Raw genomic sequence first — 13,776 nt, forward strand, 5'->3', positions numbered from 1 at the left:
GTATGAACGGCGGGGGCGGCGGGGCCTAGCGGCCGGCCTTGGGGGCGAACCTGCGGGCGATCAAGCGGGCCACGAGGTTGAGCAGCATCACCAGGATAATGAGGACCAGTGCGGCGCCCCACGCACGTTGGTTGGACGGGTCCGGGTTGGACGGCGAGGTCGGGTTCAGGATCTGGGTGTAGATGAACGTCGGAAGCGAGGCCATCCAGCCGCTGAAGACGTTGTTGTTGATCGACGTGGCGAAGCCCGCGGCAACCAGGATTGGCGCCGTCTCGCCGATCACGCGGGCGATCGCCAGGGTGATGCCGGAAGCGATGCCGGAGATCGCCGTCGGAAGGACCACTTTGAGGATGGTCCGCCACTTGCGGACACCGAGGGCGTAGGCCGCCTCCCGGAGTTCGTTGGGGACAATCCTCAGCATTTCCTCGCTGGAGCGGACCACCACCGGAATCATCAGCACGGACAGCGCGACGGCGGCGACGGCGCCCGTCTTGGTGCCCGGGCCGACGACCGCGAAGAAGAAGGCCGCGGCGAACAGACCGGCAACGATCGAGGGGATGCCCGTCATGACGTCCACGAAGAAGGTGATGGCACGGGCCAGCGGACGGTCCCCGCCGTACTCGACGAGGTAGATCGCTGTCATCAAGCCCACGGGCACGGAAATCAGGGTCGCGAGAACCGTCATCAGGACGGTACCGATGATCGCGTGGTAGATGCCGCCGACTATGGGAGCGCCTTGCTCGACGGCCTTGTTGTCAAAGGCCCCTGTGACGCCGTTCATGGAAGTGGAGAGGAAACCGGGATCCATTAGACCGGGAAGGCCCTTCACCAGGACGGTCCAGATAACTGAAACGAGGGGCAGCAGCGCGATCAGGAACGCACCCACTACAAGGCAGGTGACCATCCTGTCCTTTGCGCGCCGGGACCCTTCCACCGCGGCGCTCCAACCGGTCAGGCCGGCGGTGAAGAGGATGGCGGAGACAACCGCCCAGCCGAAGGGGTTGAAGCCGATCAGCGCCAGGATCGCGGCGGCGAGGACGAGGGCAACGGCCAGGACGATATAGGGCGCGGCCTTGGGCAGTTGGCCTTTAGTGAGGGCCGACCGTTTCCGGACCGGCGTCAGGGTGGAGGTCATTTAGTTGGCTCCCGAGAATTCTTTGTGCCGGGTGATGACCCAGCGGGCGATCATGTTTACCCCGAGGGTGATGACGAACAGGACCAGGCCGGCAGCGATAAGAGTGTTGACTTTCACGCCGCTGGCCTCGGGGAAGTTCAGTGCAATTTCGGCGGCGATGGTTTGGTTGCCGGTTTGGATCAGGCTGGCCGTCAGGGCGCCTGACGAAAGGACCAGCGCGACGGCCATCGTCTCGCCAAGGGCACGGCCGAGTCCCAGCATTACGGCGCTGATGATTCCGGGCCGGCCGAAGGGCAGCACGGTCATCCGAATCATCTCCCAGCGGGTGGCGCCGAGGGCCAATGCGGCCTCTTCGTGCAGCTTGGGGGTCTGCAGGAAGATCTCGCGGGTCAGGGACGTGATGATCGGCAGGACCATGACGGCGAGGACGATTCCGGCCGTGAGGATGGTCTTGCCGGTAGCGGAAGCTGGACCTTGGAAGATCGGCAGCCAGCCAACGTATTTGGCCAGCCAGTCGTAGGCCGGGGAGATTTCCTTGGCGAGGAACGCAACGCCCCAGGCGCCATAGATCACGGAAGGGATGGCGGCGAGCAGGTCCACTACGTAGCCGAGGCCGGCGGCGAGCTGACGCGGGGCGTAGTGCGAGATGAACAGGGCGACGCCGATCGCGACCGGAGTGGCAATCGCAAGGGCAATCACGGCGGCAATGAGCGTGCCGATGACCAGCGGCCAGATGTAACTAAGGAAGCCCGCTCCGCCCTGGATCTGGTCGGCCGGAGCCGTGAGGGCCGGGAGGGCCTGGACGACCAGGAACAAGGCAACACCGAAGAGCACGGCGAGGATCAGACACCCTGCTGCCAGGGTGGCTGCGGAAAAGACTTTGTCGCCGGTGTGGCCTGCGCCCCGGGACTTGGTCAGGGAGGTGGTGGTCACTTCACGGTCCTTCGGTTTGGGTGGTAACCCGGGCACCGGCGGCGGAGGCCTCCGCGGCCGGTGCCCGGCAAATCCAGATGTATGGAACAAATGCGTCAGTTCCCTGCCCCGGTTGGACGGTCGGTGACCGCCTTCTCGGAACAGGGAACCTTGGTCAGGCTGGTGTTTCCACTATGCCTTGCGGCGCAATGTATCCCTAGGCCTTGCCCTTGACGGCCTCGAGGGCCGTCTTGACCTTGCCCTGCAGGGTCGCGGACAGCGGTGCCGACTTGGCGGAGTCGGCGGCGGCCTTCTGCCCGGCGTCGGAAGCTGCGTAGCTGACAAAGGCCTTGACCAGGTCAGCGGTGGCCTGCGTGTCGTAGGTGGTGCAGACGATGTGGTAGGACACCAGAACGATCGGGTAGGCGCCGGCGACCGTGGTCTTGCGGTCCAGCTTGATGGCGAGGTCGTTGGCGTTGCGGCCCTCAACCGGCTTGCCCTGGTCGACTGCCTTGGAAGCAGCCTCCGGGGAGATCTTCGTGAAGGAGTCGCCGACCTTGATCTGCGCGGTGCCCAGTTTGCCGCTCACAGCGGAGTCGTCAGCGTAGGTCACGGCACCGGGGGTGTCGGTGACGGTCTTGACGACGCCGGACGTGCCCTTGGCGTTCTCGCCCTTCAGGCTCGAGGGCCAGACGCCGGAAGCCTTGTCGGTCCAAACCTGGGGCGCAACGGCCGACAGGTAGTCGGTGAAGTTGCTGGTGGTGCCGGAGTCATCCGAGCGGTTGACGGGCGTTACCTTGAGGTCCGGCAGCTGGACGCCCGGGTTCAGGGCCGCGATGGCGGGGTCGTTCCAGTTGGCGATCTGGCCGCGGAAGATCTTGGCAACGGTGGCAGCATCGAGCTTCAGATCCGTAATGCCCGGCAGGTTGAACGCCACGGCGATCGGGGAAATGTAGACCGGGAGGTCGATGGCTCCGCCGGGGCCGCACTTGTCTTTGGAGCTGGCGAGCTCTTCATCCTTGAGGTAGGCGTCGGAACCGGCGAACTGGGCCGAGCCGTCGAGGATCGCCTTGCGTCCGGCGCCGGAGCCGTCCGGGGAGTACTGCACAGTGGCGCCCGGGTTCGCGGACGCGAAGTTGGTCTTCCACACATCCATGGCCGCGCCCTGGGCGGTGGAACCAACGCCGGTCAGGGTGCCGGTGACCTTGGGACCCGAGGCGGCCGGCGCTGCGGGCTGGGTCGAGTTGGTTGCGTTGTCCGAACCGCAAGCAGTCAGCGCGAGTGCGCCGGCGGCGATTACAGCGATAGCCGCGTTGCGGCCGAAGCGAAGTGCCTTCACTTATATACCCCTTTCAGGGCTGTGCGTGCCGGGCCGGAGAAGGCCAGCAGGGATGCGTACGGTTTGTACCTTTACTGAAGGTAGGTGCCCCAGGTGAAGAGAATTGCGGTCCAAGGTGAACGGCGGGTTAACGACGCCGGACCATTGGCTTACAACTGCCATGCCGCCATTGCGCTCGGCGCGTCACAGACGTAGAGCGCAACCGGGTACTGAGGCCTGCCCGTGGTAGGGACCCGCTGTTTCGGCCGGTCCGTCCTGCCGTGAACGGCCAGCCCATGGGGCAGCAAATAGACTGGAGGACATGGCCTCCGCGACTGGACTCTCCGCAAGCGCACGATTCCTGCGCGGCCGGGTCCGCACCGGCATTGTCCGGAGCCGGAACTCCCTGGTCCCGGCCATTCAGATGACTACCTGCGCCGTCGGCGCCTACGCGTTCGCCGAATACGTCCTCGGCCACACCGGGCCGTTGTTCGCGGCCACGTCTTCCCTGATTGCCCTCGGGTTTTCCCGCGACCCCAGGCTGCGCCGCGTCATCGAGGTGGGGCTGGGCTGCACGCTCGGCATCGTGGTGGGAGACCTGCTGCTGCACTGGCTGGGCTCCGGCATCTGGCAGGCCGCCGTCGTTCTCCTGTTCTCCATCCTGCTGGCCCGGTTCCTGGACAGCGGGACCATCTTCACCACCCAACTGGGCCTGCAGTCGGTGCTGGTGGTGCTCCTGCCCGCCCCGGTGGGCGGTCCCTTCACCCGCAGCATCGACGCCGTGGTGGGCGGGGTATTCGCGCTCCTGATGACCGTCCTCGTGCCCAAGGACCCCCGGCGGGAGCCCCGCAGCGACGTGAAAAAGCTCCTCCACGAGCTCGCCGAGGTGCTGCGGGAATGCGCCTCGGCGCTGAGCTACAGCGACGCGACCCAGGCCTGGCACGCGCTGATCCGCGGCCGGAACTGCCAGCCCCTCATCGACGCCATGCGCCAGTCCCTGCGCGCCTCCGGCGAAGTGGCCACACTGGCACCGGCCTACCGGCGGCACCGGGACGAGCTGGACCGGATGGATCAGTCGCTGGACTACCTGGACCTCGCGCTGCGGAACAGCCGGGTCTTCGCCCGCCGCCTGACCAGCGCCATTAACCATGCCGCGCTCTCGGACGAGGCCACCCAGAACATCGCCGAGGTGCTGCGGGAGACCGCCGCGGCCGTCGACGAGCTCTCGCTGGGCCTGGCCGAGGTGCACGACGGCACCCGCCGCGCCCACCTGCGGACGGCCAGGTCCGAGCTACGGGAAATCGCCGGCCGCCTGCACCCCCGGATACTGGACGTCCACCGGCTCGAGGGCGAAACGGTGGTCATGCTGTTCCGCCCGCTCATGGTGGACCTGCTCGAGGCCGCCGGCGTGGATTCCGGCGAAGCCCGGGACATCCTTCCCCCGCTCTAGGCGACCTGAAGGGGCGGGCCGGTCCTTCCACCCCGGCCCTCCCCCTCCCCCCGCGACCCGCGGGTGCCCTTTCTTGTCGGCGGCCACCGATAGTGTGGACCAATGGCTACGAAGACTTCCCGGGGGCCGAAGGCACCGGGCTATAAATGCGCCGAATGCGGCTGGACAACGGCCAAGTGGGTGGGCCGCTGCGGCGAATGCCAGGCGTGGGGCAGCGTCGAGGAGACCGGCACCGCCGTCGCCCGGACGACGGCGGCCACCACTGTCCTGGAACCGGCCCGCCGGATCGCCGAGGTCGACGCCACTACGGCGGCCTTCCTGCCCACCGGGGTGGACGAGCTGGACCGGGTGCTCGGCGGCGGCCTGGTCCCCGGCGCCGTCATCCTGCTCGCGGGCGAACCCGGCGTGGGCAAGTCCACGCTGCTGCTGGACGTCGCCGCCAAGTTCGCCCGCACCGCCCAGGATGTCCTGTACATCACCGGCGAGGAATCCGCCGCCCAGGTCAAACTCCGTGCGGACCGGATCGACGCCGTGGCCGAATCCCTGTACCTCTCCGCCGAAACGGATCTGGGACAGGCGCTGGGGCAGGTGGAGAAGCTTGAGCCGCGGCTGCTGATCGTGGACTCCGTTCAAACCCTGAGCAGCGCCGACGTCGAGGGAAGCGCGGGAGGCGTGTCCCAGGTGCGCGAGGTTGCGGCCTCCCTGATCGCCGCGGCCAAGCGCCGCAACATGACCACGCTGCTGGTGGGGCACGTGACCAAGGACGGCTCCATTGCCGGGCCCCGCCTGCTCGAACACCTCGTGGACGTCGTCTGCCAGTTCGAGGGCGAACGGCACTCGCGGCTGCGGCTGCTGCGCGCCGTCAAGAATCGTTACGGACCCACCGACGACGTCGGCTGCTTCGACTTGAACGAGGACGGGATCGCGGGCCTCGCCGATCCCAGCGGGTTGTTCGTCTCACGGACGAAGGAACCCGTCTCCGGGACCTGCATCACGGTCACCCTGGAAGGCCGACGGCCGCTGCTGGCCGAGGTCCAGGCCCTGCTCGCCGAGAGTGCCAGCTCGCAACCCCGCCGGGCTACCAGCGGGCTGGACAGCTCGCGGGTGGCGATGCTGCTGGCCGTGCTGCAGCAGCGGGCCGGCTGCCTGCTCAACAAGGACGACTCCTATGTGGCAACGGTCGGCGGGGTCAAGCTCAGCGAGCCCGCGACGGACCTGGCAGTGGCCCTGGCTGTGGCCTCCGCGAAAGCCAGGAAGCCGCTCCCCCAGCGGTTGATCGCCTTCGGGGAGGTAGGCCTCGCGGGCGAAGTCCGCCCGGTCCCCGGTATCAACCAGCGCATCATGGAGGCGCATCGGCTCGGCTTCACCCATGCTGTGGTTCCGTCGAGCCCTAACGGGCACGGCCCGGTTCCCGCGGGCTTCTCGGTCCGGGAGGTCGGCCACCTGGCCGAGGCACTGGGACTGCTGATCAGCTAAGAGGCGCCGGAAGCCGGGACCTGCCGGGGCCAGAAGCGACTTAGGACCCTTACGCCGCGGTCCCGGCGGGCGCAGGATGGGATCGTAGGGGCAGGTTCCGGCCGCAGGATTCGGCCGGGCCCGCCGCGGCGAAGGGATGCGTCATGATGTGGGACTACGGGTACCAGGTCGGCTGGATGTGGCTCTGGGGCGTGTTCATGCTGGCCGGGATTGTTGTCCTGGTAATCCTGGCCGTCCGGCTTCTCACCGGCGGTCTTCGCCATGACCGTCCGGGCGCTCCGCCGGGCACGGGGCCGCATGCTCCGGGGCAGTATCCTCCCCCCGGACAGGGCGGCGTGCCCGGCTCCTACCCGCCGCCGAACGCGGCGCCGGATTCTCCTCCCGGGCGTTCTCCGGCCCGCCTGATCCTTGACGAACGCTTTGCCCGGGGCGAGCTCACCGTGGAGCAATACCGCGAAAACCTGAAGGTGCTGGACGAGGAGTCCTAGTGCAGCCCGTCAGCCGCCGCGAGGCCCTGCTTGTGGGCGCACTTGGACTGGCCGGAACCGCGGCCGGCGCGGCGGGCCTCGCCTGGACCCTGACATCCCGCGGCGCACCGGCGACCGGAGCCGCGCTTACGCACCCGGTCGAACTGCGCAGCGCCGGCGGCCGCCTGGCACTGGAACTGCAGGCGGGCCGGGGCCTTCTGGAACTTGCCGGCCGTCAGGCGACGGCCCTCGGCTACAACGGAGCCATCCCCGGCCCCACCCTGCGCCTGCGCGCCGGGGACGAGCTCAGCATCCGGCTAACGAACCGCCTGGCCGGACCCACCAACCTCCACGTACACGGGCTCCACGTGTCCCCGCAGGGTAACGGGGACAATGTGTTTGTCAGGGTCGATTCCGGCGAAACCTTCGACTATGAATACCGGCTGCCGGCCGACCACCCGCCCGGCGTCTACTGGTATCACCCACACCACCACGGCATGGTCGCGGACCAGATCTTCGGCGGCCTCTTCGGGGCCATCGTCGTCGAGGACACCATCCCCATTCCGGCCGCCATGGACCGTGTCCTGGTGGTATCCGATACGGATCTGGACGCCGCGGGAAACGTCCGGAAGGTCGCGCCGACGGAACGCATGGCAGGCCGGGAGGGCGCAATCGTGCTCGTCAACGGCCAAAGCAATCCCCGGCTGAGCGCATACCCCGGGCAACGCGAGCGCTGGCGCCTGGTCAACGCCTGCGTTGCCCGCTACCTGCGGCTGCAGCTGGACGGGCAGGGCATGCAGCTGCTCGGCATGGACTCCGGGCACTTCCAGGCTCCAGCACCGGTGGACGAGGTGCTCCTGGCACCGGGGAACCGGGCCGACCTGCTCATAACCATGGCGGCCGGCGAGTCGGTGCTCCGGGCCGCCTACTACGACCGCGGCAGCATGCCAGGAATGATGCGCCGGGCACCGGCCGGCCGGGTCCCGGCGGACCGGCCCGGGGAGGTCTCCCTGGCAACGCTCCAGGTGGCGGGCCAGCCCGGAGCCGGCCCCGCCGGTCTGCCGCCCCGGCCGGCCCCTGCGGACCTGCGCCGCATCCCGGTCGCCGCGCACCGGCAGTTCCTGCTGGCGGCCGGCATGGGCAGCATGGGCGGAGGCGGCACCGGGATGGCGGCCTTCACCATCAACGGCCGCTCATTCAACCCGGACCGGACCGACACCACCGTGGCAGCCGGCAGCGTGGAGGAATGGACCGTGGTCAATACCAGCTCCATGGACCACCCGTTTCATCTGCATGTATGGCCGATGCAGATCATCGCGGTCAATGGCGTGGCCCCCGTTTCTCCGCTCTGGCAGGACGTGGTCAATGTGCCGGCGAACGGACAGGTGAGCGTCAGGGTCGCGTTCAAGGACTTCACCGGAAGGTCCGCCTACCACTGCCACATCCTGGACCACGAGGACCTCGGGATGATGGGCGCCATCGAGGTCCACTAACGCACGCAACCCCTTGCGGAAGATACCCCCCGGGGGTATCTTGAGTGGCAATAGCCGCATATGACCCACCACCCTGCAGGAGTACGCATCATGGAACACCGGCACGGCAGTCCGGACGTCACCCGGGGCATGGTCCCCCAGCACCCGCACGGGCCGGCGCATGCCAGCCCCGCCCCGCACCCGGCCGTCCCGGCCGCTGCGGGTCACACCGACGATGACCACATGGTGCACAGCCATGGCCAGCACGCCGGCCACAGCGTCGCGATGTTCAAGAACAGGTTCTGGCTGACCCTCGCCCTGGCCGTACCGGTGGTCTTCTTCAGCCCGATGTTCGGGGAGCTTCTCGGCTACCAGCCGCCGGTTTTTCCCGGCTCCGCCTGGATTCCCCCTGCCTTGGGCACTGTCATCTTCTTCTACGGCGGGCAGCCGTTCCTCAAAGGCGGCCTGGATGAGCTGAAAACCCGCAAGCCTGGGATGATGCTGCTGATCGCCATGGCCATCACCGTCGCATTCACGGCCTCGTGGGTGACCACGCTGGGGATCGGCGGCTTCGACCTCGACTTCTGGTGGGAACTGGCCCTGCTGGTGGACATCATGCTCCTGGGCCATTGGATCGAGATGCGCGCGCTCGGCTCGGCCCGGGGCGCCCTGGACGCCCTCGCTGCGCTGCTTCCGGACGAGGCGGAACGCATTACCGGGTCCGGCACCGAGGCGGTCAGCGTGTCCGAACTCCGCAGCGGCGACACCATCCTGGTCCGTTCCGGCGGGCGGATGCCCGCGGACGGAGCCGTGATCGAGGGGCAGGCCGAATTCGATGAATCGATGATCACGGGCGAGTCGAAGACCGTCCTTCGCTCCCCCGGCGACCCGGTGGTCGCCGGGACCATCGCCACGGACAACAGCATCCGCGTCCGGGTGACGGCCATCGGCGAGGACACCGCCCTCGCCGGGATCCAGCGGCTCGTGGCCGAGGCCCAGGCCTCCTCCTCGCGTGCCCAGGCCCTCGCGGACCGTGCCGCCGCATTCTTGTTCTACTTCGCCGCCGGGGCCGGTGTTATCACCTTTGTCGTCTGGACCCTGCTCGGCAGCATGCCCGACGCCGTTGAGCGCACGGTTACGGTGCTGGTGATCGCCTGCCCGCATGCCCTGGGGCTCGCCATCCCGCTGGTCATCGCGATCTCCACCGAACGGGCAGCCCGGGCAGGCGTGCTGATCAAGAACCGGATGGCGCTCGAACGCATGCGGACAGTGGACGTCGTGCTGTTCGATAAGACCGGAACCCTGACCAAGGGCGAGCCGGAACTCAAGGAGGTCGCGGCCGCCGACGGCACAGGCACAGCCGCCGGCCGGGACGCCCGGGACGCAGTTCTCGGACTCGCCGCCGCCGTGGAGGCGGACAGCGAGCATCCCCTGGCCCGTTCGATCGTTGCCGCCGCCCGGGACCGGGGGCTGGACATCCCGGCTGCGGAGGGCTTCACCTCGCTGACCGGGCGCGGCGTCCGCGCCACGGTCCGTGGCCGCACCGTCCAGGTGGGCGGCCCGGCGCTGCTCCGCGAACTCGGACTGCACGAACCCCCGGCCTTGGCCGCCGCCACCGGGGCCTGGCTTGAGCGAGGAGCCGCAGTGCTCCACGTCGTGGACAACGGCACGGTCCTGGGCGCGGTCAGTCTCGAGGACGCCGTCCGGCCCGAGTCCCGTCAGGCCGTCCGGGCCCTCCAGGCGCGCGGCATCAAAGTGGCCATGATCACCGGCGATGCCTGGCAGGTGGCCCGGGCAGTGGCGGAAGAGCTCAATATCGATGAGGTCTTCGCCGAGGTCCTCCCGGCCGACAAGGACAAGAAAGTGGCGGAACTGCAGGGCCGCGGACTGAAAGTGGCCATGGTGGGCGACGGCGTCAACGACTCCCCCGCGCTGGCACGTGCCGAGGTGGGGATTGCGATTGGCGGGGGCACGGATGTGGCGGTGGAATCCGCCGGCGTGGTCCTGGCCGGCAACGATCCCCGGGCCGTCCTGTCGATGCTTGATCTGTCCAAGGCGAGCTACCGGAAGATGTGGCAGAACCTCGTCTGGGCCACAGGCTACAACGTCGTCTCGGTGCCGTTGGCGGCCGGGGTCCTCGCCTTCGCGGGAATCGTCCTCTCCCCTGCCGCGGGCGCCGTGATGATGTCGGCCTCGACCGTTATTGTTGCCCTGAACGCCCAGCTGCTGCGCAGGCTCAGGCTCAATCCGGCAGCGGCCAGCTGACCGGCTGGAGGCCCCCATGCCGGAAACCAACCGCCGCGTGCCCGCATTCGGGAGAGCCTTTGCCCGCGCGGGTCCGCGGATGGACGCCCGCGGCGCGGCGGAGCACCGCCGGCGTCTGGTGGAACCGGCGCACGGTGCGGTCGTCGAAATCGGGGCGGGTTACGGTGCCACTTTCCCGTTCTACCCCGCCGCGGTGACGGGCGTGCTGGCCCTCGAACCCGATCCCACGCTCCGCGGACTTGCCCTGGCCGCCGCCCGCACGGCACCGGTTCCGGTCACGGTGAAAGACGGCGTGGCGGAGTCCCTGCCGGTCGCGGACGCCTCGGTCGACGTCGTCGTCTCCAGTTTGGTGCTGTGCAGCGTGGCAGAACAGTCCGTCGTCCTGGCGGAAGTGGTCAGGGTCCTGCGGCCCGGCGGCTTGCTGCTGTTCTATGAACACGTCCGCTCCGCACACCGCATCCTGGGCGTGGCCGAAGATCTGGTTACCCCGCTCTGGAGCCGGGTGGCGGGCGGGTGCCACCCGAACCGCGACACCGCCGCCGTGATCGCCAGGGCGGGTCTGGCCGTGCAGGGCCTGGAGCGCTTCGGGTTCTCGGCCCTTCGCGGTAACCCGCCGCTGGCGCACGTTCTCGGTGTCGCGAGCAAGTCCTGACCCCTGGCGTGGCGTTCCTGCCCGGTTGCTTCTCCGCCGGGGCCTGGGGCCGCCCGGAAAACCGGGGCTGCCCGTTCCCGCCGGACCGAACCGGCGCAGGCAACCGGGATGGAGCGTCGGGCCGAACCGAGTACCGGCCGCCGCCCGCTCCGCCACATGCAAAAGGGGCGCCTGCCGCAATGGCAGGCACCCCTTCTTCAGTCATTCGAACCAGGCGCCGGGTCTGGGCGCCAGGTCTGAGTGCTAGGTCTGGGTGCTAGGCCTTCTTGGAAGGCAGGGCCAGCTTGAAGACCTTGGCCCAGGTGGAGCCGACCTGCTTCAGCAGCGGACCCGTGGTGTACGGCAGTCCGTACCGCTTGCAGATCTCCTGCACCTTCGGCGCCACCTCGGCGTAACGGTTCGACGGCAGGTCCGGGAACAGGTGGTGCTCGATCTGGTGCGAGAGGTTGCCGGTCATGAGGTGCATGAACTTGGAGCCGGAGATGTTGGCGGAGCCGATCATCTGCCGCACGTACCAGTCGCCGCGGGTCTCGCCTTCGACCATTTCCTCGGTGAAGGTGTCAGTGCCCTCGGGGAAGTGGCCGCAGAAGATTACGGCGTGGGCCCACACGTTGCGGACGGCGTTGGCGGTCAGCGTGCCGTAGAGGGCCTGCTTGCCGGAACCGGTCAGCATTGCGACGGCGGGCGTGGCGGCGTAGTCCTTGGTGAACTGCTTCAGGGCCTTGCGGCCGAGGGCCTTCAGGTCCTTGGTCAGGGCCTCCTTGGACTTCCGGCCCTCCTGATAGTCGACGAGTTCGAGGTCGTAGATCGCGATGCCCCACTCGAAGACGGGCGCCAGCAGGGCGTTGTAGAGCGGGTTGCCCAGGTTGAAGGGCTTCCATTCCTGCTGGGGGTCCATGCGCAGGAGGTTGTATCCAACGTCGTTGTCCTTGCCGACCACATTCGTCCAGCGGTGGTGGAGATCGTTGTGGGTGTGCTGCCAGGAGCGCGCCGGGGTGACGAAGTCCCACTCCCACGTGGTGGAGTGGATGTCCGGGTCCCGCATCCAGTCCCACTGACCGTGCAGGATGTTGTGCCCGAGTTCCATGTTTTCCAGGATCTTCGCGAAGCTCAGCAGCGTGGTGCCGGCGATCCAGGCGGGCTTGTTCTTGCTGATCAGGAGCGCGGCACGGCCGGAGATCTCCAGCGCGCGCTGGATCTTGATCATGCGGCGGATGTAGGCGGCGTCGGAGGAGCCGCGCTTGGCGAGGATGTCGTCCTTGATCGCGTCGAGTTCGCGGCCCAGCTCGGCAACCTGCTCGTCAGAGAGGTGGGCGGCCGCGGGCGGGCGCAGCAGCGGGCTGCCGGTCTCGGCGAGGGCACCGGGCCGCCTCTTCGCGGCCGTGCCCGGCTTGGCCGGGGACGCGTCTGCGGGTGAACCGTTTGCGGTGGAGCCGCTTGCGGCGGCAGCGTCCGCGGGGGTGTCGACGCCGGATAGATCCGGTTTGTTGGAAATAATCGTCATGCGGGTACTCCTCAGAGGTCGAGGTTAACGGGGCCGGCGGCTGCCGACACGCACGTCTGGATTAGTTGGCCCGGCTCGCCGTGCACTTCGCCCGTGCGAAGGTCCCGGACATGGCCGGCGCGCAGCGGGATGAGGCAGCTGTGGCAGATGCCCATGCGGCAGCCGCTGGGCATCAGGACACCGGCGTCCTCGCCGACGTCGAGCAGCGGGGTGTCGCCGTCGGCCTCGACCTCGCGGTCGGAGGCCTCGAAGGTGACCAGTCCGCCGTCGTGCCCGGCACCGGCGGCGAGGCTCGTGGTGAAGCGCTCGATGGTCAGGGTGGCTGCCTGTGCGGCCGGGGCCGGCGGGGCATCGAGGGCCTCGGCTTCCCACAGCGCTTCGGTGTCGTTGAGGAATTCCTCCGGGCCGCAGGCGTAGGCGGCGCGCTGGCGCCAGTCCGGGCAAAGCCGGTCCAGATCGGCGGCGGAAGCGAAGTCCAGCCGGCCACGGTCTCCGGTGAACCAGTGCGTGACCCTGAAGTTGGGGAACTGGTCGGCGAGCTCGGCGAGTTCCTCACGGAAGATAGCGTCCGCGGCGGTGCGGGCGGTGTGAATGAGCACGACGTCGGAGTCGGGGCGGTGCGGCACGAGGGTGCGGATCATCGACATCACCGGGGTGATGCCGCTGCCGGCGGTGAGCATAAGCAGCGGGCGCGGGTGCTCCGGCAGGACGAAATCGCCCTGCGGAGGCGCCAGGAACAGGACGTCTCCGGGTTTGGTGCCGCGCACGAGGGCACCGGAGACGGCACCCATGTCGGTGACGGTGATTGCCGGGTCCTGCCCGGCGGGGGCGCTGAGCGAATACGACCGCCAGTGGCGGACGCCGTCGAGCTCGACGCCAATTCGGGCCCACTGACCGGCAAGATGTGCTTGCCAGCCGCGGCCGGGACGGAAGAAAATGGTGGCGGAATCGGCCGTTTCTGGAACCACCCGGGTGACCACGCCGCGCAACTGGCGGGCGGAGAACACGGGATTGAACAGCGACAGAATGTCTTCTGGAGCTAGGGGGGTGGTCAGTAGAGATGCGGCGCGCGCCAGCTTACGGAGCCGGATCATTCAATAAGCTTATGTCAGTTTGCGCCATACT

General features: G+C 68.4%; 11 protein-coding genes. 6 read left to right on the top strand and 5 right to left on the bottom strand.

The annotated features are described in order from the left end of the window. Window positions 1-25: 25 nt before the first annotated feature. From pstA to pstS, 3 genes are all read right to left on the bottom strand, one after another. Window positions 26-1,135 carry a phosphate ABC transporter permease PstA gene (gene pstA, locus C8D78_RS08550; RefSeq protein ID WP_120952354.1) on the bottom strand — a complete coding sequence of 370 codons (1,110 nt, stop codon included), beginning with the start codon at window positions 1,133-1,135 and terminating at the stop codon, window positions 26-28. Continuing rightward, window positions 1,136-2,068 carry a phosphate ABC transporter permease subunit PstC gene (pstC, locus tag C8D78_RS08555; RefSeq protein WP_120952357.1) on the bottom strand — a complete coding sequence of 311 codons (933 nt, stop codon included), beginning with the start codon at window positions 2,066-2,068 and terminating at the stop codon, window positions 1,136-1,138. It lies immediately after the preceding gene. A gap of 196 nt (window positions 2,069-2,264) precedes the next feature. After that, entirely contained in the window at window positions 2,265-3,386 is a 1,122-nt protein-coding gene (gene pstS / locus C8D78_RS08560) for a phosphate ABC transporter substrate-binding protein PstS (RefSeq protein ID WP_120952360.1), read from the bottom strand. Between the two features lie 301 nt (window positions 3,387-3,687). Between pstS and C8D78_RS08565 the strand changes: the two genes are divergently transcribed. The 6 genes from C8D78_RS08565 (at window position 3,688) to C8D78_RS08590 (ending at window position 11,147) form a co-directional block, all read left to right on the top strand. After that, window positions 3,688-4,815: an FUSC family protein gene (locus C8D78_RS08565; protein WP_120952363.1), complete on the top strand. Its 1,128-nt coding sequence runs from the start codon at window positions 3,688-3,690 to the stop codon at window positions 4,813-4,815. A 102-nt stretch (window positions 4,816-4,917) separates the two neighbouring features. Continuing rightward, window positions 4,918-6,291, top strand: coding sequence for a DNA repair protein RadA (radA, locus tag C8D78_RS08570; RefSeq protein WP_120952366.1), 1,374 nt, complete (start codon window positions 4,918-4,920; stop codon window positions 6,289-6,291). 143 nt (window positions 6,292-6,434) lie between these two features. Continuing rightward, a complete protein-coding gene (locus tag C8D78_RS08575) occupies window positions 6,435-6,779 on the top strand; it encodes an SHOCT domain-containing protein (protein WP_120952369.1) in 345 nt (114 codons plus the stop codon). Next, a complete protein-coding gene (locus C8D78_RS08580; RefSeq protein WP_120952372.1) occupies window positions 6,779-8,251 on the top strand; it encodes a multicopper oxidase family protein in 1,473 nt (490 codons plus the stop codon). Before C8D78_RS08575 ends, C8D78_RS08580 begins: the two co-directional genes overlap by 1 nt. 90 nt (window positions 8,252-8,341) lie before the next feature. Beyond that, on the top strand, window positions 8,342-10,495 hold the full coding sequence (locus tag C8D78_RS08585) for a copper-translocating P-type ATPase (protein WP_120952375.1): 2,154 nt from the start codon (window positions 8,342-8,344) through the stop codon (window positions 10,493-10,495). 16 nt (window positions 10,496-10,511) lie between these two features. Beyond that, window positions 10,512-11,147 (top strand): class I SAM-dependent methyltransferase, encoded by a 636-nt coding sequence (locus C8D78_RS08590; RefSeq protein ID WP_120952378.1) that lies wholly within the window; start codon window positions 10,512-10,514, stop codon window positions 11,145-11,147. 256 nt (window positions 11,148-11,403) lie between these two features. Here the strand turns inward: C8D78_RS08590 and C8D78_RS08595 are convergent, their stop codons facing one another. Together C8D78_RS08595 and C8D78_RS08600 are read right to left on the bottom strand one after the other, a co-directional pair. Then, window positions 11,404-12,651 (bottom strand): fatty acid desaturase family protein, encoded by a 1,248-nt coding sequence (locus C8D78_RS08595; protein ID WP_120952381.1) that lies wholly within the window; start codon window positions 12,649-12,651, stop codon window positions 11,404-11,406. Between the two features lie 11 nt (window positions 12,652-12,662). Further along, window positions 12,663-13,745 carry a ferredoxin reductase gene (locus tag C8D78_RS08600; protein WP_120952384.1) on the bottom strand — a complete coding sequence of 361 codons (1,083 nt, stop codon included), beginning with the start codon at window positions 13,743-13,745 and terminating at the stop codon, window positions 12,663-12,665. Between the last annotated feature and the right edge of the window lie 31 nt (window positions 13,746-13,776).

This window comes from Arthrobacter oryzae, from assembly GCF_003634095.1.
GTDB classification, from domain to species: Bacteria; Actinomycetota; Actinomycetes; order Actinomycetales; family Micrococcaceae; genus Arthrobacter; species Arthrobacter oryzae.

Coding starts and splice junctions, on each gene's coding strand:
- C8D78_RS08575 (WP_120952369.1), top strand. CDS start 6,435: ATGATGTGGGACTACGGGTACCAGGTCGGCTGGATGTGGCTCTGGGGC.
- pstA (WP_120952354.1), bottom strand. CDS start 1,135: ATGACCTCCACCCTGACGCCGGTCCGGAAACGGTCGGCCCTCACTAAA.
- C8D78_RS08595 (WP_120952381.1), bottom strand. CDS start 12,651: ATGACGATTATTTCCAACAAACCGGATCTATCCGGCGTCGACACCCCC.
- C8D78_RS08600 (WP_120952384.1), bottom strand. CDS start 13,745: ATGATCCGGCTCCGTAAGCTGGCGCGCGCCGCATCTCTACTGACCACC.
- radA (WP_120952366.1), top strand. CDS start 4,918: ATGGCTACGAAGACTTCCCGGGGGCCGAAGGCACCGGGCTATAAATGC.
- C8D78_RS08585 (WP_120952375.1), top strand. CDS start 8,342: ATGGAACACCGGCACGGCAGTCCGGACGTCACCCGGGGCATGGTCCCC.
- C8D78_RS08590 (WP_120952378.1), top strand. CDS start 10,512: ATGCCGGAAACCAACCGCCGCGTGCCCGCATTCGGGAGAGCCTTTGCC.
- C8D78_RS08565 (WP_120952363.1), top strand. CDS start 3,688: ATGGCCTCCGCGACTGGACTCTCCGCAAGCGCACGATTCCTGCGCGGC.